At 61.4% G+C, this 17,491-nt stretch carries 15 protein-coding genes, 3 tRNA genes and 1 other RNA gene; 11 read left to right on the top strand and 8 right to left on the bottom strand.

Features of this window, described 5'->3' with window-relative positions; all coding sequences use genetic code 11:
• Positions 1–74: 74 nt before the first annotated feature.
• Together NJU76_RS11475 and NJU76_RS11480 are read right to left on the bottom strand one after the other, a co-directional pair.
• Complete coding sequence (locus NJU76_RS11475; protein WP_254528626.1) at positions 75–614, bottom strand: hypothetical protein; 540 nt, start codon at positions 612–614, stop codon at positions 75–77.
• A gap of 141 nt (positions 615–755) precedes the next feature.
• On the bottom strand, positions 756–917 hold the full coding sequence (locus NJU76_RS11480; protein WP_254528628.1) for a hypothetical protein: 162 nt from the start codon (positions 915–917) through the stop codon (positions 756–758).
• 231 nt (positions 918–1,148) lie between these two features.
• Between NJU76_RS11480 and rnpB the strand changes: the two genes are divergently transcribed.
• An RNA gene (gene rnpB, locus NJU76_RS11485) (RNase P RNA component) lies at positions 1,149–1,667 on the top strand.
• A 201-nt stretch (positions 1,668–1,868) separates the two neighbouring features.
• Here the strand turns inward: rnpB and NJU76_RS11490 are convergent.
• Together NJU76_RS11490 and NJU76_RS11495 are read right to left on the bottom strand one after the other, a co-directional pair.
• A complete protein-coding gene (locus NJU76_RS11490; RefSeq protein ID WP_254528630.1) occupies positions 1,869–2,123 on the bottom strand; it encodes a hypothetical protein in 255 nt (84 codons plus the stop codon).
• 244 nt (positions 2,124–2,367) lie between these two features.
• Positions 2,368–2,440, bottom strand: a tRNA-Arg gene (locus tag NJU76_RS11495).
• 411 nt (positions 2,441–2,851) lie between these two features.
• On the opposite strand from NJU76_RS11495, the gene NJU76_RS11500 reads away from it, so the two are divergent.
• The 3 genes from NJU76_RS11500 (at position 2,852) to NJU76_RS11510 (ending at position 5,876) form a co-directional block, all read left to right on the top strand.
• Complete coding sequence (locus NJU76_RS11500; protein ID WP_254528632.1) at positions 2,852–4,345, top strand: single-stranded DNA binding protein; 1,494 nt, start codon at positions 2,852–2,854, stop codon at positions 4,343–4,345.
• Positions 4,346–4,411: 66 nt separating this feature from the next.
• A complete protein-coding gene (locus tag NJU76_RS11505; protein WP_254528634.1) occupies positions 4,412–4,843 on the top strand; it encodes a histone family protein in 432 nt (143 codons plus the stop codon).
• Positions 4,844–4,847: 4 nt separating this feature from the next.
• Positions 4,848–5,876: a histone deacetylase family protein gene (locus NJU76_RS11510; RefSeq protein ID WP_254528636.1), complete on the top strand. Its 1,029-nt coding sequence runs from the start codon at positions 4,848–4,850 to the stop codon at positions 5,874–5,876.
• Between the two features lie 21 nt (positions 5,877–5,897).
• Here NJU76_RS11510 and cca read toward each other — a convergent pair whose 3' ends face one another.
• Positions 5,898–7,445 carry a CCA tRNA nucleotidyltransferase gene (gene cca, locus NJU76_RS11515; protein ID WP_254528638.1) on the bottom strand — a complete coding sequence of 516 codons (1,548 nt, stop codon included), beginning with the start codon at positions 7,443–7,445 and terminating at the stop codon, positions 5,898–5,900.
• A gap of 130 nt (positions 7,446–7,575) precedes the next feature.
• Here cca and NJU76_RS11520 point away from each other — a divergent pair.
• A tRNA-Asn gene (locus NJU76_RS11520) sits at positions 7,576–7,648 on the top strand.
• A 135-nt stretch (positions 7,649–7,783) separates the two neighbouring features.
• Here NJU76_RS11520 and NJU76_RS11525 read toward each other — a convergent pair.
• Positions 7,784–9,265 (bottom strand): right-handed parallel beta-helix repeat-containing protein, encoded by a 1,482-nt coding sequence (locus NJU76_RS11525; RefSeq protein ID WP_254528640.1) that lies wholly within the window; start codon positions 9,263–9,265, stop codon positions 7,784–7,786.
• A gap of 380 nt (positions 9,266–9,645) precedes the next feature.
• On the opposite strand from NJU76_RS11525, the gene NJU76_RS11530 reads away from it, so the two are divergent.
• The 3 genes from NJU76_RS11530 to NJU76_RS11540 all read left to right on the top strand — a co-directional run bounded on the left by NJU76_RS11530 (position 9,646) and on the right by NJU76_RS11540 (position 12,694).
• Positions 9,646–10,230 (top strand): MogA/MoaB family molybdenum cofactor biosynthesis protein, encoded by a 585-nt coding sequence (locus NJU76_RS11530; RefSeq protein WP_254528642.1) that lies wholly within the window; start codon positions 9,646–9,648, stop codon positions 10,228–10,230.
• A gap of 280 nt (positions 10,231–10,510) precedes the next feature.
• Positions 10,511–10,585 (top strand) — tRNA-Ile (locus NJU76_RS11535).
• Between the two features lie 1,005 nt (positions 10,586–11,590).
• Entirely contained in the window at positions 11,591–12,694 is a 1,104-nt protein-coding gene (locus NJU76_RS11540) for an IS630 family transposase (protein WP_254528644.1), read from the top strand.
• A 680-nt stretch (positions 12,695–13,374) separates the two neighbouring features.
• Here the strand turns inward: NJU76_RS11540 and NJU76_RS11545 are convergent.
• Together NJU76_RS11545 and NJU76_RS11550 are read right to left on the bottom strand one after the other, a co-directional pair.
• Complete coding sequence (locus NJU76_RS11545) at positions 13,375–13,647, bottom strand: helix-turn-helix transcriptional regulator (RefSeq protein WP_254528646.1); 273 nt, start codon at positions 13,645–13,647, stop codon at positions 13,375–13,377.
• Positions 13,648–14,041: 394 nt separating this feature from the next.
• Positions 14,042–14,236, bottom strand: a complete 195-nt coding sequence (locus tag NJU76_RS11550) for a cold-shock protein (protein ID WP_006087767.1) — start codon at positions 14,234–14,236, stop codon at positions 14,042–14,044.
• 510 nt (positions 14,237–14,746) lie between these two features.
• Between NJU76_RS11550 and NJU76_RS11555 the strand changes: the two genes are divergently transcribed.
• From NJU76_RS11555 to NJU76_RS11565, 3 genes are all read left to right on the top strand, one after another.
• Entirely contained in the window at positions 14,747–15,472 is a 726-nt protein-coding gene (locus tag NJU76_RS11555) for a queuosine precursor transporter (protein WP_254528648.1), read from the top strand.
• A gap of 90 nt (positions 15,473–15,562) precedes the next feature.
• On the top strand, positions 15,563–16,660 hold the full coding sequence (locus tag NJU76_RS11560; RefSeq protein WP_254528650.1) for an aminopeptidase: 1,098 nt from the start codon (positions 15,563–15,565) through the stop codon (positions 16,658–16,660).
• Positions 16,661–16,850: 190 nt separating this feature from the next.
• Positions 16,851–17,465: a DUF309 domain-containing protein gene (locus tag NJU76_RS11565; RefSeq protein WP_254528652.1), complete on the top strand. Its 615-nt coding sequence runs from the start codon at positions 16,851–16,853 to the stop codon at positions 17,463–17,465.
• The last annotated feature ends 26 nt before the right edge of the window (positions 17,466–17,491 follow it).

Raw genomic sequence — 17,491 nt, forward strand, 5'->3', positions numbered from 1 at the left:
TCCGGCGTTCGTACGGGGGACGACGGGCGAATTAATTCACTCACGTGATCGTCGATAATTGGGGGACGGCCCGTTCACTCTGTCCGATGCGAACGTTCAGAACACGTCCCATATATTCGAAAATTTATAATTTCGGCACCGATTCGAGTTCCATCGCGCGTGATCGAGAACCGTTCTCGATCGGAACGCCCCTTCGATACGACGCCGTGGAACACGCTGCTAGCAAGTACTGCAGCCGGTCGTACGAAGTCGTCGACGACTCGATCGATGCAGCCGACCGGGCGACCGGGGACGAAGTAATCGCAGTGCTGCGGCACGGACGTCGTCACGTCGACGTCGTCGTAGTCGTCGGGCATCGATCCGTCGTCCCACCAACTCCCGCAATCCGCGCCTTCACACCCCAGTCCGTCCTCGACGGTACGAAGGTCGTAAAACGTACAGACCACGGTATCGTTCTCGGAGCGATAGCTGTACACTTCGTCCGCGGAGGCCCGAATGCCGGCCGAAAACCGACCGTCGTCACACACCGAATCATCTTCGACGGCAGCTCCGAGCAGCGAAACGGTATCGAGGACGACGTCACCGTCGAGTTCGGAGAGCGTCTCGAGTATCACTCGAGTCCCCAGCGAGTGGCCGACGACACGAATCGTCGTCTCTCCCGTCGGTTGTAACTCGTCGCAGAGCCAGCGACCGAGCCGAACCCCGGCAGCGTCGGCGTTGCTCTCCGCCTGCCAGAAATTGAGCGTGTCCGACGCCTAGAACGCGGCGATCACTGGTTGGGCGTAGCCCGCTTCCCGGAGTACCTGCTCGAGCGCGTACGTCTGGCTGTCGCTCTGCGCTCTTCCATTCCAGCCGTGGATGTAGAGGCATAGTTCGTCTTCGTCCAGTCCCAGTAGGCTGGGTCGCTCCTGTGTCAAATCGACCGTCTGATACGTCTTCGGCGAGTCCGGCCAGTTCGAGCAGTCTTTGATACTGCCCGCAGAGACGGAGCCGTACGCGCCCGCGAATCCGATCGTGCTGACCGTTGCAGCCGACGCGATCCCGAGAACGCGGCGCCGAGTCGTTCGTTTCGGTTTCCGCTCTGTTCTCCCGTCGCCATGTCCTACGACGATCGGGGGACTTATTCTCCAGAGGGCCCAATAGATACTGGGAGAGAGAGCCCGGCTGCCGCGATGGTCGTGCCGGCAACGGCGCGACCACGGGATACGTTGGCCGACCCACCGGGTCGCCCAGCGCCTGCGAGGAAAGTCCCCCCACCCGTTCGGGCAGGTGACCGGGCGCAAGTCCGGAGCGGGAGACCGCTGGCCCTGGAACAGAAACGACACGTCTCGGCCCGACCGATGACGCGCGCGAACCCAACCGCGAGGAAGGGGAGTTAACCCGCAGAGGGATCGAGCGACTCCGAGTGCGTTACACAGGGTCGCCCGGTGGTCGACCGATCACGGTTCGAACCCGTGGATCGCGCACGACAGGTGACGGCGGTGCACCCGCCAGTCGATCTCGTCGTGATCGACCACTCCGTGACGGCCGAGGATCGATGGAACGGCGAATCCTCACCGGTGCAAGTCCGCGCCGTGGTAGCCCGAACGTCCCACGGCCCGCCGTGGACGGCGCGGATGCTCAGCCGAATGCCGGGTCGAACAGAAGGGGGCTTACTCCTCTCACCCACGTTCATCTCCGCGAGCGATGCGTCCAGCATCTCGTCGGTCGATCGACGGACCGAATCGACGTTCGCTTGCACGTACCATCGGTTGCAGAACACTCATCGTGACGAACATGGGCACCGTTCGCGGACTCGACGAGATCGAAGGCCTGTTCGAAGACCTCTTCGAGGAGTTCTCCCAGGAAGGAGCCACGATCGACGTAGATCAGGAGCGCGTCTCGGCCGGCCGGTCGACTCCAGCGGCGATCGAGGCCTCGATCCCAGTGAACAGCCCGTGGACGGCGAGGAACACGCCGAGCAAAAACAGGGTTCCGAAGATCAAGGGGTCCCAGAGACCATAGCTGTCTATTTCACCGTAGGTGATCAACGCGATCGCTAATCCAGCCACGACCTTCAGAACGTGATTTGCGTATCGATCCGACGACCAAAGCTCCAGCAGGGTGTGATTAGCGTACGTCATACCCGTTCGTACCCAGTACTGTATGAAAACTGTTCCAGTTCTGACGGAAGTCTGAACCCTTTCCGCACGACCTGAGCGACGCGAAGCATTCGCAAGGAGTGAGCGTCCTGACGGAGATTTCAACTCGTGAAGACGGTTGACCTCACTTCGTTCGGTCGCTGCGACTTCCCTGCTCAAATCTCCGTTTACGAGTTTCGTCGACGCTGGCCGCTCGCTACGCTCGCAGGCTTGGCGTCGACAGAAACGTCCTGACGGAGATTTGAACTCCGGTCCCTGGCTCCGCAAGCCAAGAGGATAGTCCACTACCCTATCAGGACTCATCTCATCGTAGCCGCGTAGACATTAAAGCCCTTTCGAAAGGATTCGGTCGCCGCCCGTCGATTCCTGTCGATTGCGGACACGGTTCGGACTCGAGAGCGGACGTGGACACACCTCGGCGATTCGACGGTCGATCGGACAGTCGGGGATTCGGATCGCGAGTGTCGAATTGGCCTCCTCGAGCCGCCTGTTTCAGTTTTCAGACTGAATTTTTTATATTATGGGGAGGCCAGCGGACCTCGTGATCTATCGCTCGCAGTATCCCGACTTACGAACCGACCGACCCGGTTCGACGAGACCGAGTTCGGTCAATCCGACCGGCTCTACCGCGCCCCACATCGAACGCAGAACGACGCTGGGATACCGAATGGATAACGCTTATGCGCGGGCTACCCATGCACGAGCATAGAATGAGCGACATCGAGGGCGTATACGAGAACCTCGAGGCCGACGTCTCCCTCGAGGAGTTTCGCGAGGCCGTCGAGGCGAAAGTCGAGCAGATGGGAGGGCTCGCGGACGAGGAGACGGCGGCGATGCTCGTCGCTCACGAAATCGACGAGAGCGAGGTCGGTGGTATCGCCGATATCGAGCCCGGAATGGAGGACGCGAAGTTCGTCGCGAAGGTAACAGCTATCGGTGAGGTGCGAACGTTCGAGCGCGACGGCGAGGACGAGGACGGCACGGTCGTCAACGTCGACGTCGCCGACGAAACCGGGTCCGTCCGGGCTGCGTTCTGGGACGAACACGCCGACGCAGCCATCGAGGAACTCGAGGAAGGGCAGGTCCTGCGCATCAAGGGCCGACCCAAAGAGGGTTTCAGCGGCGTCGAAGTCAGCGTCGACGACGTCGAACCCGACGACGAGACCGAGATAGACGTCACGGTTTCCGATACGCACACTGTCGAGGACCTCTCACTCGGCCTCTCGAACGTCAACCTCGTCGGCCTGCTCCTCGATACGGACAGCGTCCGGACGTTCGACCGTGACGATGGCTCCGAAGGAAAGGTCTCGAATCTCGTCCTCGGTGACTCGACCGGCCGCATCCGCGTGACGCTCTGGGACGAGCAGGCCGAGCTGGCGACTGCGTTCGACGTCGGCACCACCGTCGAGGTGATCGACGGTTACGTCAAGGAGCGCGACGGATCCCTCGAGCTCCACGTTGGTAACCGCGGCACCGTCGAGGAAGTCGACGAGGACGTCGAGTACGTCCCCGAGAGTACTTCTATCGAGGATCTGGAGATCGATCAGACGGTCGACATCGCAGGAGTCGTCCGCTCGGCCGATCCGAAACGGACGTTCGATCGCGATGACGGCTCCGAAGGACAGGTCAGGAACATCCGCGTCCAGGACGCGACCGACGACATCCGCGTGGCGCTCTGGGGAGAGAAAGCCGACATCGATGTGGGTCCGGGCGACGAGGTCGCGCTCGGCGATGTCGAAATCCAGGACGGCTGGCAAGACGACCTCGAGGCCTCTGCGGGCTGGCAGTCGACGATTACGGTGCTGGAATCCGACTCCAGCAGCGCCGCCGCAGGCGAGGATGCGGCCGACTCGAGCGATGCGAACGCCGGCCTATCGGCGTTCGCTGGGGACGACGACGGCGTGGACGACGAGACGGCACCAGTCTCGACCGAGATGAGCGAGACCGACAAACCCGATTCGGCCGGCGAGTCGAAGACGGAGACCGAAGATACCGAACGCGCGAATGCCGGGACGGACACCCCGTCGGACGGTGACACAGTCGAGTTCACCGGTGTCGTAGTTCAAGCCGGCGACCCGATCGTCCTCGACGACGGGGAGACGACGATGAGCGTCGCGACCGACGCCGACGTCGGACTCGGCGAGGAAGTAACCGTCCGAGGGGTCGTCCGCGACGGCCGTCTCGATGCAAACGACGTATTCTGATGCCGCGAGCAACCTCATCGGCCGACTAGGAAAAGCGTTAAGGGAGTCAGCTTCGCCTATCATGATATGAACGTCGAACTCCCGTTCGCCCCGGTTGATACGATCATCCGGCGGAACGCGGGCGATCTTCGGGTGAGTGCCGACGCGTCGAAGGAACTCGCAACGCGGATTCAAGAACACGGGAGCGAACTCGCGATCGACGCTGCCGAGGAAGCGACGGCGGACGGGCGCAAGACCCTGATGGCGGCGGACTTCGGGGTCGAGACGGTCGTCGAAAAGACCGACCTCGAGTTGCCGGTCGCACCGGTCGATCGGATCGCCAGACTGGAGATCGACGACCGATATCGCGTTTCGATGGACGCCCGCGTTGCCCTCGCCGACATTCTCGAGGATTACGCGGACAACGTCGCGAGAGCGGCAACGATCCTCGCACACCACGCCGATCGGCGGACGATCACCGAGGCTGACATCGAGACGTACTTCTCGTTGTTCGAGTGAGCAAATGCAGTTCGGTTACAGCGAGACCTGTCTCGCACACGATCCCGGTTCGCGCCACCCGGAGTCACCGGACCGGCTACGGGCGATTCGGGAACGGTTGAAGCGCAAACACGGCGTCGCCTACGTCGAAGCCGATCCCTGCGAACTCGACGAGATGGCGGTCGTCCACGATCGGGATTATCTCGAGTCCGTACGAGAGTTCTGTGACGCCGGCGGCGGGAGCTGGGATCCCGACACCGCTGCCGTCGAGGCGACCTGGGACGCGGCCCGGCAAAGTGCAGGTCTCGCTTGCTGGGCCGCTGAAACGGCCCTCGAGGGGGCGACAGGCCGGGAAACTCCGTTTTCGATCGGGCGGCCACCGGGCCACCACGCGGTCGTCGACGATGCCATGGGGTTTTGCTTCGTCAATAACGTGGCCGTCGCGTCACAGCACGTGCTCGATCACGATGCGTACGATGTCGATCGGGTGGCGATCCTCGACTGGGACGTCCATCACGGCAACGGAACGCAGGACATTTTCTACGACCGGGGCGACGTATTCTTCGTCTCGCTCCACGAGAAGGGGCTGTATCCCGGTACCGGCGCCGTCGACGAGACCGGCGAGGGTGATGGCGAGGGCACGACGATGAACGTCCCGATGCCCGCCGGGACGGCCGATGCGGAATACGTAACCGCACTCGAAGGACCGATCAGTGCCGCGCTTTCCGAATTCGATCCCGATCTGCTGTTGATCAGCGCCGGCTTCGACGCCCACCGCCACGATCCGATCTCGCGCATCCGGCTCTCGACCGAGGCCTACGGGCTACTGACCGATCGCGTCCGATCGCTCGCCGACGACACCGACGCCGCGCTGGCGTTCATCCTCGAGGGTGGCTACGGACTCGACGTCCTCGCCGAAAGCGTCGCGCTCGTCCACGAGACCTTCGACGGCCGCGAGCCGATCGAACCCGACGACGAACCCGATGAATCGGTAGAATCGGCACTCGAGGACGTCATCGACGCACACGATCTCGATGTCGACATAGATGGTTAGTGCCGATCGACGCTGGCGGGCTCAGGGGCGAGGCTCGAAGTAGGCCGCGAGTTCCGCGTCGAATTCGTCGAGCAGCGCCGTGATTTCGTCGCCGACCAGCACCTCGTAGCCGTCCTCGAGCGCCGTCTCGACGTGCGCGCCGAGCCCGACGTCGAAGAGGCGATCGCTTTCGAGGAACGCGAGAGCGGACGTGAACTCCCGGTCGCGCTCGGTGACGTAGCGGTCGCCCTCGATGAACGGGCCGTAGGCATCGGGATCGTCGCGATAGGTGTCGTAGAACCCGGTGGCGTGATCGCGGACGTGTATCGGCGGCCCCTCGTGGCGTTCGACGGCGGGTCGAACGCTGACGGCGAGTTCGACGAAGACGACGGCCGTTTCGTCGGCAACCGTCGTCGCTCGGAAGACGTCGAATCCGCGGTCGTTCAGCCCCTGGGTGATCCCGTGTTTCGATTTTCGGAGTTGCGGGTATAGCTGGTCGTCGACGAGGTCGGGCGCCGTGAATCGGACGGCGACCGGAGTCGTCTTCCGGCGCGTGACGTGTGCGAGCAGGTCCGATTCCGAAAGCGGGTCGGGCTGGTCGGGGACGAAGATGTCGGCACTCGGGGTCGCGAGAAACTCGCGCGCGTAGTGCTGGAATCGGGCGACGTTGTCCCGCGAGCAGACGGCTGCCACGTTGCGCCCAGGGTCGGTGGGATCGATGACGATCAGCGGATCGTCGAACGGCAGGTCGGCATCGTCGACCTCCTCGTCCCAAGACGCCTTCTCCGTCTCGTGCGCACGGCCGTGGTCCTCGGGATCGAGTATGATCGGCGGCTTCCAGTCGGCCGCGGCCTCGAGCAACGGCAGAAAGCCGTCGTACTCATAGACGAGTAGCTCGGTGAGGTAGCCGCTGAAGCCTCGCGTCCGGAGATCACTCCCGTAGACGCCGATCCCCGTCAGAAATTGTTTCGCGACTCGTACGTCAGCGGCGAGGTCGTCGTCGAGTCGCGCCTGGAGGTATCGGGTGTGAAACGGCGTCCGATCGACAGCCGAACGGATCTCCGTGGCCGAGTCGAGCCGAAAGCACGGGACAACGTCGACGTCGAACGCGTCGACCGTGCCCTTGACGTAGGGATGTTCGGCGTACTCCTCGTGGCCGTCGGGAAGCGTGGCGTGGCCGACCTCGAGGCCGTAGCGCTCTAAGGTTTCGCGGTCGAGATCAGGCGGAAAGCGGACGAAGATGTCGATGTCTTGGTCGCCGCTAATCCAGGTATTCCTGGCCGTCGAACCGACCTGCAAGACGTCGGCGTCCGCACACCGCTCGGTCGCGGCGCGTTCGGCACGGTCGATCAGCCGGTCTGCGATCTCGCGGAGCTGTCTACGTTCGTCCGCGTCGGGCGTCACCCAGGCCCGAACGTCGGCGACGACCTGCTCTCTGTCGGGGGCTCCGTTTCCATCTGCAACCACGTCACGATCGTCGGTACGAGTCTCGCGCTGACCGTTCGTGGAATCGCCTTCCACGCCGTCACCGGCCCGTGGCCGACTGCTCGTGGGATCCCGGTCCACGTCGTCGGCGTCCTCCTCGCTCATCGACTGCTCATACTCGATCCCCGCGTGAAAGAGTATCGACCTCCCGGCATCCGATACTGCGTGAAACGGTCTCGAATCGCGGGACTGAAAACGAAAGCCCTATCAAATCAACCCGGCTATCACAGGACGAGCCGAAGTAGCTCAGATGGTAGAGCACCTCGCTGTTAACGAGGTTGTCCCAGGTTCGAGTCCTGGCTTCGGCGTCCGACAACTTTCCTCGAAATATTCTGGAAAACTCGAACGCGGCGCGTTCCAGCCGAGCCGTTTTTTCACTGCCCGATTCGATCTCACCGTCAGCGTCCGTCAGAGCTCGCTTGTCGTCTCGGTCGCTACGCTGGTCATCCGTCGACCGGTAATTCCGCGTCAGCCACGTCGATTGTCTCCAAGAGCTGCTCTCGTTCGCCGGTTTCGACGAGCACCTCGAGTGGGTCCGAGAGCATCGGTTGCTCGTCGGTCCCACGCGGCGTTCCGTCCGCGGTCGCCTCGGTGTAGACGACCCCGTTGATTTCGATACTGTTGCCCTCGCCGCCGACGATATTTATCGGTCCGCCATCGTTGCCTCGCGCGGTGTTGGCGCGCCCGCGGTTGGCACTCGAGTCGAACAGGTTGAAGCCGGGCCCGAGGGTGGGGTCGATGTCCGGACCGCTGAGCGCGCTCGCCCCGATGTTGCCGTTTGCAGTATTGTTCGAGAGCGTATTTCCGTCCGAGTACGTGAGGACGATCCCCCCGTCGAACCCGTTTCTGTTCGCCGTATTACCGACGAGCGTATTGTCGTCTGCCTCTACGAGCGTGATGCCACCCTGTGCGTTCCCGTTGACGGTGTTTTCCTCGAGCGTGGTCTCGTGTGAGTCGAAGAGGATAACGCCGAAGAGGTTGGTGTTCGAATTCACGGCGTTGCCGACGAGCGAGTTCGCTCGCGATCCCAGCAGGACGATGCCGTCGAAGATGTTGCCGCTTACGCTGTTTTCCTCGAGCCTGTTACCGTGTGAGCGGTTGAGTTCGAGGCCGCTGATGTTTCCATCGACGTCGTTGCCGACGAGTCGGTTCTCGTGCGACTCGGCGAGTGTGATGCCGGTGCCTCCCGGCAACCCGTTGTCGTTTGCAGTGTTCGCTTCCAGCAGGTTCCCGTTCGCACGCTCGAGTCGAATCCCATTTCTGTCGTTTCCGGTCGACTCGTTCCCGCGGAGCGTATTTTCGGACGACTTGATCAGTAAGAGTCCGTACTGCATGGTCGTCATAGTCGTCCCCGAGATCTCGCCGCCCGTCACCCCCTCGAAGGTGATACCGGCGTCGAATCCTTGGACGGTGAGATTCTGAACCGTCACGTTCGAAAGGCCGTCGGTCAGCGGCACCGTGACGCCTGCTTTCTTCCGTTTCTTTTTCGCCGCCGTCAACGTCGGCCGGACGAGGACGCCGGTGGTCGCCGGTTCGAACGGCTCCTCCAACGGCTCGGTCCGCCCGCTGCCGGTGATCGTCCGCCCCCGCCCGTCGAGCGTGACGTCGCTCGCGCGGATCTCGATGCAGGTTTCGCCCGGCCCGGCCTCGAGATCGGCCGCCAACACGTACGTTCCCGGTTCGGTGATCGTCGTACACTCGGTGATCGACACGGCATCAGTCGCCTCGTCGTCGCCGCCATCGACTCGCTCGTCGGTCGTCTCGTTGCCCGAATGGACCGCTGTCGACTGCTCGCCCGTGCCCTTGCGCGCTGTCCGGTCGTCCCTCGCACCAAGACATCCTGCGAGTCCACTCACCGCAGCAACGCTCCCGTAGAGATACGATCGACGTCTGATCCTCGGTCCATCGGGGTCGGAATCTCGCATGTCAGTTTTGGGCTGCAGCGCGCTAATCTTGAGTATGAGCGGCCTTTGAAACCAGCGTGTGTGACACGTGTTCCGTACGAGCACTGTGTTTGAAACCGGCAGGTGATGAATCTGTGATATCGCAGTCGTCATCGGTGCGGTCGCGATTGAAGACGGTGTACTCGAGGCGATCCGACAGGTGCCCGAAGAGCGCCGCCACCCCCTACGACCGGAGATGTGGCCGTGTTCGGTCCGGCTACCGGCACCAATCGTCACCTCCTCGTGATGGTCCCGGTCGCCCTCGCTATGAAGACCGTCTAATGAACTGATCGGGACCGAGGGGACGCTGGCGGTCTGGCGAGAGGGGAGGGATTATCGCCTTCCAGCGTGGATGTCACTGTATGACAGTCGATAGCGACGACCGACGAAGTACCGACCATCACGGCCACGACGTCATCGATCCGCTCTACGTCGGGATCGTGACCGTCTCGAGTTCGCGAGCGGCGGAAACGGATCCCGACGATCCGGGTGGGGACACGATCCAGGCTGCATTCGAGGCCGACGGACACGAGATTCGGGAGCGGCTGCTGGTCCGGGACGACTACTCGGCGATTCGGACCGCCGTCAGGGGGCTGGTCGCGCGCCGTGACATCGACGTCGTGTGTACGACTGGCGGCACGGGAGTCACCGCCGACGACGTCTCGCCAGAGGCGACCTCGTCGCTGTTCGAGCGCGAACTGCCAGGCTTCGGCGAACTGTTCCGCTCGTTGTCGTGGGATGAAGTCGGGACGCGAGCGATGGCCTCGCGTGCGACGGCCGGAATCGCCGTCGATACTCCGGTTTTCTGTCTCCCCGGAAGCCGAGGTGCGTGCGAAACGGCCTGTGAGGAGTTGATCGTCCCCGAGACGCCCCACCTCGCGGGGCTGGCGACGCGTCATCGCGCCGAGGCGAAGGACCCGACGCTCGCCGAGTACCAGGAGGACTAGAGTCGGGTCGGTCCAGCCACCGCCTCAGGCGACCGGGTCTGCTTGGCTGAGCACCACTGGATCTCGTCTCGTGTTCGACCGCTGTGCCCCCTTCGGAACTGCTGCGGAATGCGACATCGAGCGCCACGAAGGCGGCCTCGAGTTACAGTGCGACGACGAACTGATAGCGGTGACCGGACGGAACTCGAGACCACGATCGGAGAGCGACCCTGCGCGGGGTGTCCTCCTGACGAACCGGACAGCAAGTGTTAATTAGTGCGCGCGATTTCTCCCGACTGAAGGGCCCTTAGCTCAGTCTGGTGAGAGCGCTCGGCTCATAACCGAGTGGTCGATGGTTCGAATCCGTCAGGGCCCATCCGTTCACTACCCGAAGTGTGGCTGAAACGGATTCGACCGCTATAGGTGTTTGGAGCACCCGCCACCCCATATTCGTTTCAGAAACAGTGGTCCCCGGATCGATACTGAACGAGTCACTCGTGCCGGGTCGTCGCCATCTCGCGAAATTAGCGGACGGAACGAGTCGAGTAGCGGTGTCCCAGGTCGAGGTTACGCTCACGACGGATGATCCGGCCGCAAAAACTCGATCGAACGGACGCGTCCGACGCGTCCGTCGACGGAGCCCCAATCTTGTTGACTATACGGACTATGCCAACATCGAAGATGGAGTCGGTACGCGATCATAACTATGCCCTTCCTAAAGAGTGGGCTATTCCCGGTTTCAAAACAATCAAATAGACGTTGAACCGCACCAGATACTCACGTGATCGGTTCTATTGCCGAACTGTACTTTTCGCTTCCGACTGTCGTAGCTATCGTCGGTGTAACCGACGTGTTCGTGCCCGATCGACCCCTCGAAATTCTCGACTAGCGCTCGTACCCGGTTAGCTTCGCCTGCGGCCATATGGCCCGTTTCTGGGCTTGCCGCCAAAACGGCGAAGCCACGGGACTTGCCCCCGTGGTACTTCACGAGCCGTATTAGCTGTAATTGAGGACGCTAACCCCACCTTCTTGTTCACGGCGACGCCGTTCGCATGGTCAGCGGGACCGACGGTCCCGCGCTATCCGCAGCGAGCGAAGCGAGCAGGGAGGGGAGACAACGCCCGTACGTCTTGTTTTCGTGTGAATCGGCACCCTTATTATCCCTTCGGTCGAAGGTGAGAATAAGATGCTCACCACGCTTCCGGCGGTGTTCACACGCGACAACAAGCGTGCATCGTCGATTGTGGCCGAGTGTCGATTCGGTAGGAGCGGGACACTCCGAACCGCCCGTAACGGGAAGCCGCCTGCGGAGTCTGGAACCGTCCGCAGAACGCCATAATGAGTGACGGAAGTTATGGGCATAGACTGAGACGGGCGAGTGATGGGAGGAGACCGGCGAGGCGATCTTGTTCGTCATCTAAGTGAGCAGGAGTTGGATCGTCTGCTGGACGAAGCAGACGATCCAAAGATCATCAAGCGACTCACCTTTGTCAAACGTCTCTACAAGGGAGCAACGTACGAGGAAGCAGCCGACGACGTTGGCAAATCTGCGTCGACTGGAAGTCGCTGGGCGCGTCGATGGAACGATGGCGGACTTGGTCAGTTGACACCGAACTTCGGGGGCGGAAGGCCCCCGAAGCTCGGTGACGAGGAACAAAAGCGTCTTTTAGAACTTCTCCGGGAGGGGCAACCCTGGAAAGCACAGGAAGTTCATCAGCTCTTGGACGAAGAGTTCGGTGTAGAGTACCATCCGGATTATCTCGGTCGATTCCTCCGGAATCTCGGACTGTCCTACGCTAAACCACGTCCAAAGCGCCCCTCTCGGCCAGAAAACGCAGATGAAATCCTCGAAGAACGCGTCGCAGACGCGTTCGACGAGGAGACAGAGACGGCACATAACAAGCGTCCTGATGATGAGGACGAAGGATGGGTCCTCGACGACGATATTTGCACGGATGGGGGAACTGTCGTCGGTTTTTGTGATGCTTCGCATCCACAACCATACGACAATTCGCATCGACTGTGGTACGTTGATGATCCGACACTGGAACGACCGCTGGTGAAACTTGACGAACCAGCGGTCGGATGCTATACGCTCAACGGCGAAAGTGTCCTGACGTTCCCTGAAGATCAATCGAAAGAGAACATCTGTGCGCTATTGGAGCAAGTCCGCGAGCAGAATCCGGGAACACGGATTCTGCTCGTCTTGGATAACTTCTCGTCTCACATCTGTGAACACACGCGCAAGCGCGCACATCAACTCGGTATTGATCTCGTCTTTCTTCCGGTCGGCTCACCGCATCTCAACCCGATTGAACAGGTCTGGAAAGTACTCAAACGCACTGCCTCGCCAATCGTGGTGGCGAGCGAGAGCGCGTTCCGAACTCTCGCTCGCCGTCTCTTTGACACCCTTACCGATCGACTCGGATTTGCCAAGTCCTGGATCGATCAATTCCTCAGTCCATATTTGCAAAAGTTATCTTGATCATTACGGCGTTCTGACGGGCCGCACGAGACGCTCCGCGTCTTGTGGACGCTGTGGGATCTGTTCCTGCACGTTCCGACACAGAAACAGGACGCTCCGTCCGCACCAAGCGAGGGCCGGGGAGACCCGAGCGCGGTAGGGCGGAGTAGTTCACCGGTCTTCCTCTTCCTCAGTCTCGCAGCAGTCCTCCACTTCTCCGGGAACGACCCGAACCCTGGGGGTGACTCGACCCACCTATCAACTGCATGCATGAAGCTCGGAGAGTTTTGCCGTCATTCTTGGCGCTTCTGGCTGTACACTCGATGAACGGTGCCGTTTGCTCGTCAGTCTGGTTCGTCTTCAAGGGCGAAGCCAGCCCGGTCGCTACGATGATGGTGATGCGTTTAGGGCGGCCGAGTTGAAACACCGGCGACTGCCATTCTGGGGTTCCGATCCTCGAACCGTCGTTGAACCATCACACGGGAAAACCAACGCCCAGTTTGGTATATTCCGTTCTCGAGTCGAGGAATCCGCTCTCCTCGAAATTTTGGTCTGGCGGTAACCGGAACCGGAGGTCGTCTCTCCACTCTGTGAATCCTGCAAGGCACTCTCAGCCGTATCTCTGGGTGCTACCTGCCGCGTCTCTGCAGGAGCGGGACGCTCGGTGGCGGTGCGGCCGCTACGGGACGGGCCGTCTCGAGTCAATCGAGATATTGTTGTTCCCACTCTTGGCGTTCTTCGATTGCCTGGCGGCCATGGTCGCTGATCTCGTAGTAATTCGTTCGCCGGTCGAGTTGACCTTTTTCGACGAGATCTTTGTTGACGAGCGTATCGAGGTTCGGATACAATCGTCCATGATTGATCTCGCTGTTGTAATACGTCTCGACTTCGTCTTTAACGTCCTGGCCGGACGGCTGATCGGCCCCTGCGATCACGTACAGGAGGTCTCGTTGAAACCCTGTCAGGTCGTCCATTGTTGTATTCCAGTGGACGAACGGGAACACGGCTAATTGTTATCGATTTCGTATCAACTGTTTCTCATACGTTCAGCGCCACTAACTGAGTCAAGTCTGGCACTGTCTCTCGTTTCATCTGGTAATCTGAGACTACAGTCGGCGGCTCGAGCCCCGATTCGTACGTATTGCTGCCGGAAATAGAATACTACGGTTCCGCTGATTCGAACAGCAGACAGTCATCACTGAAACTAGTCAAGGGACGTGCGTCGACGAACAGCGAGTGTCGGCGCTGGCAGTGTGGACTGCCGGTACCACAATGTCGACTGGCGACGCTTGCTGTCGCTGGTCGCGCGTCATGTCTGCAAGAATAATAGTCGAATGTGAAACCCGTTACCGAACGTGAAAAGCCGTGTTACAGGCGGGTGACGTTGGTGGCGCGGGGGCCCTTGGGGGCCTGTTCGATATCGAATTCGATGTCTGTGCCTTCTTCGAGGTCCGGACCGCCAACGTCTTCCATGTGGAAGAATACGTCATCGTCTGCGTCGTCCGTCGAAATGAAACCGTAACCGCCTGTGTCGTTGAAGAAATCAACGTTTCCTTTCGCCATTGCATTTCGAGAGAGACCTCCGATACGTATAACGGTTATGTTACGGATCGAGTGTCGAAACAAGATAAATGGCGCGATATACCGGATAATCGGTGGTCGAAATCGGCAGAAACGACTGATTCGGTTTTTCTATTTCGCCGAGACGTTTTGTGGTTGGTTCTCGCTCGTAACCCGTACGAGACCGCACTATTTGCGCCTCGAGCACGGCGAGCGGTCGGCAGTCGATTACAGGAACCGACGAGAGCGCGTCGGTCCTACTGCTTTTGACGCGAGTCTAACCGACCGTTCGTCCAGAAGGACCGGTCGCGACGGTGGCCAACTCGGGCCAGTCGCCGCAGCGACGGTCGGTCGTCGTCGCGCGCGCATACTCGGCTCGGGGGCGTACCTTCGTACGAGCAGACTCGCTACGGGCTTTCCCCTTCTCAAGCGAATACCCGGTACGTGTACCGTGCATACTCGAGGCATCCTCGAATAGCACCGCTTAGGTACGTCCGATGGATACGCTGTGCTATGACCGACGGACAGACCCGCGTCGGGCCCACCATCGCGCAGGTCGCGTTGATCGGGCTCTTCGTGACCGCGCTGGTGACCGCACAGTTGACCGCATCGAAAGTACTCGCGTTCGAACTGCCGTTTGCGGTCCCGATTTCCGGGTCGCAACTCGCACTCCCCGGCGCGGCGCTCGCGTACGCGCTCACCTTTCTGGCGAGTGATTGCTATACCGAACTGTATGGCCGACGCGCCGCCCAGATCGTCGTCAACGTTGGGTTCGTACTGAACTTTCTCGTTCTCGCACTCGTCTGGTCGACGATTGCCGCACCGGCGGCCGACTCGAGCGTCGATCCGGACGCGTTCGCGACGGCACTCGGTGCGTCGACGAACGTCGTCGTCGGGAGCCTGCTCGCATACATCGTCAGTCAAAACTGGGACGTGATCGTCTTCCACCGTATTCGAGTGTACACCGGCACCGAGATGCTCTGGCTCCGAAATATCTTGTCGACGGCGAGCAGTCAGGCGATCGACACCGTCATTTTCGTCGGGGTCGCATTCGCCGTCGCACCCGCCGTTTTCGGTGTCGGTGTCGTCCTTCCGACGGACGTTATCCTCTCGCTTATCGTGGGTCAGTACCTGCTGAAACTCGGAATCGCCGTCCTCGATACGCCGATCGTGTACGCCATCGTCTCGCTGGTTCGCTCCCGCGAAGGGCTGGCCGCCGAAGACGTCCACCCCGTCTGAATTTTCACCTCGATCTGTGATGGCCGTGTCCGACTTCCGACTTGTGTTCCGAACGGAGAGCGTTTAGTAGCCCGCTCGAGAGGGACGGATATGGACGAACGCGTACGCGAACACGCCGCGGTACTGGTCGACTGGAGCGCTCGCGTCGAGGAGGGCGATACCGTCGTCTGTTCTGTAGGGCCGGATGCCCACGAACTGGCGGTCGCGGTGGCGGAGAAACTCGGCAAACGCGGTGCGAATCTGGTGGCGACGTACAGATCGGGCGAGATCACGCGGGCGTACCTTCGGGCCCACGATGGCGACTTCGACGAGAACCCCGCCCACGAATTAGCTCTGGTCGAGAACGCCGACGTCTACCTCTCGCTCGGCGGTGGTCGAAACGCGAGCGCGACAGCCGACGTCCCCGGAGACAGGCGTCGATCCTACGATAGCGCCAGAACCGAAATTCGCGAGAGTCGGCTAGAAACTCGCTGGGTGTCGACGGTCCACCCGACGCGGTCACTCGCCCAGCAGGCGAACATGGCCTACGAGGAGTACCAGGCGTTCGCCTACGACGCGATCTTGCGGGACTGGGAATCGCTCGCCGAGGAGATGGCTCGGCTCAAAGCCTTACTCGACGACGGTGACGAGGTGCGACTCGTTTCGGACGGGACCGATATCACGATGCGGATCGACGGCCGTACGGCGGTCAACAGCGCCGCCTCGGTCGCCTACGACTCGCACAACCTGCCAAGTGGCGAGGTTTTTACCGCCCCCTACGCGACGGATGGCGAGGTGACGTTCGACGTACCCATGACGATCCACGGCGAAGCGGTTCGGAACGTTCGCCTCGAGTTCGACGCGGGTGAAGTAGTCGAGTTCGACGCCGAACAGGGTGCGGGCGTCATCGAGGACGTCCTCGAAACTGATGCGGGCGCGCGCCGACTGGGCGAACTCGGGATCGGAATGAACCGCGGTATCGACCGCTACACGGACAACATCCTCTTTGACGAGAAGATGGGCGACACGGTCCATCTGGCGCTCGGCCGGGCCTACGATTCCTGTCTCCCCGACGGCGAAACCGGCACCGAATCGGCCGTCCACGTCGATCTGATAACGGACGTGAGCGAGGACTCTCGCCTCGAGATAGACGGCCGGGTGGTCCAGCGAAACGGTGTGTTCAGATTCGAGGACGGATTTTCGGGCTAGAACTGCGCCGACTCGAGGCGGCCGTCCTTCGAGCGTCGTCTTCGACATCCGGAACGTCCGTCGATATTCGGCTTCAGCATTCGGAACGCGGTGTTTCGTGCGCCAGGATCGATCGACCGCCGCGTTCGACTGGATATTGGCCGGTCATCGTTTTCGTTACGTTCTCGGGTCTGGAACTCCACGTACCGGTATGCGCGACCGGCTCAGAGCGGGCGTCGCAATCTTCAACGACGGCTACTATCACGCCGCACACGACGCCTGGGAGGACCGCTGGCTCGAACTCAAGTCCGGCAGCGACGACGAGCGATTGCTCCACGGCCTCATTCAGTACAGCGCCGCGGTCTATCACGCGCGCGAACGCAACTGGGAAGGGGCGGTCGGACTGGCCGAGAGCGCGGGGGGGTATCTCGCAGCTCTACCCGCAGACTATCGCGGACTCCGGCTCGAGCCCGTTCGATCGGCACTGGCACAGCTGGCGGCAGATCCCGAGGTGATCGAGCGGCGGTCGCCAGTACGACTCGAACACGAGGGATCCACACCGACGCGTTCGGATCTCGGGTTCGGGCCGACGGCGATCGCGGCTGTCGTCCTCGCAGAGGAGTTCGGCTTCGACGAGGAGCCGATCGAACGGGCGCGGGCGTACGCTCGGCGGGACCTCGAGGCCGGCGCGGACGACAGCCTGTTCATCACGCTCCTGTTCGATTTCGTTCGTGAGGACGAGCATCGCGGTCTCGTCGCACAGCGCCTCGCAGATCACGTCGGGAGGCGGCAGGCTCGGGAAGCGGACGTGGATGGACTGTTTTGAACGCAGACGAGCGCATGGTCGGGGAC

Origin of the sequence: Natrinema gelatinilyticum (assembly GCF_024266705.1) — an archaeon.
In the GTDB taxonomy this organism is placed as follows: Archaea; Halobacteriota; Halobacteria; order Halobacteriales; family Natrialbaceae; genus Natrinema; species Natrinema gelatinilyticum.

Excerpts from the sequence above, each read along its gene's own strand:
- NJU76_RS11555 (WP_254528648.1), top strand. The coding sequence starts at position 14,747 with ATGACCGACGGACAGACCCGCGTCGGGCCCACCATCGCGCAGGTCGCG.
- NJU76_RS11565 (WP_254528652.1), top strand. The coding sequence starts at position 16,851 with ATGCGCGACCGGCTCAGAGCGGGCGTCGCAATCTTCAACGACGGCTAC.
- NJU76_RS11490 (WP_254528630.1), bottom strand. The coding sequence starts at position 2,123 with ATGACGTACGCTAATCACACCCTGCTGGAGCTTTGGTCGTCGGATCGA.
- NJU76_RS11510 (WP_254528636.1), top strand. The coding sequence starts at position 4,848 with ATGCAGTTCGGTTACAGCGAGACCTGTCTCGCACACGATCCCGGTTCG.
- NJU76_RS11500 (WP_254528632.1), top strand. The coding sequence starts at position 2,852 with ATGAGCGACATCGAGGGCGTATACGAGAACCTCGAGGCCGACGTCTCC.
- NJU76_RS11505 (WP_254528634.1), top strand. The coding sequence starts at position 4,412 with ATGAACGTCGAACTCCCGTTCGCCCCGGTTGATACGATCATCCGGCGG.
- cca (WP_254528638.1), bottom strand. The coding sequence starts at position 7,445 with ATGAGCGAGGAGGACGCCGACGACGTGGACCGGGATCCCACGAGCAGT.
- NJU76_RS11540 (WP_254528644.1), top strand. The coding sequence starts at position 11,591 with ATGGGAGGAGACCGGCGAGGCGATCTTGTTCGTCATCTAAGTGAGCAG.
- NJU76_RS11525 (WP_254528640.1), bottom strand. The coding sequence starts at position 9,265 with ATGCGAGATTCCGACCCCGATGGACCGAGGATCAGACGTCGATCGTAT.
- NJU76_RS11530 (WP_254528642.1), top strand. The coding sequence starts at position 9,646 with ATGACAGTCGATAGCGACGACCGACGAAGTACCGACCATCACGGCCAC.
- NJU76_RS11560 (WP_254528650.1), top strand. The coding sequence starts at position 15,563 with ATGGACGAACGCGTACGCGAACACGCCGCGGTACTGGTCGACTGGAGC.
- NJU76_RS11545 (WP_254528646.1), bottom strand. The coding sequence starts at position 13,647 with ATGGACGACCTGACAGGGTTTCAACGAGACCTCCTGTACGTGATCGCA.
- NJU76_RS11550 (WP_006087767.1), bottom strand. The coding sequence starts at position 14,236 with ATGGCGAAAGGAAACGTTGATTTCTTCAACGACACAGGCGGTTACGGT.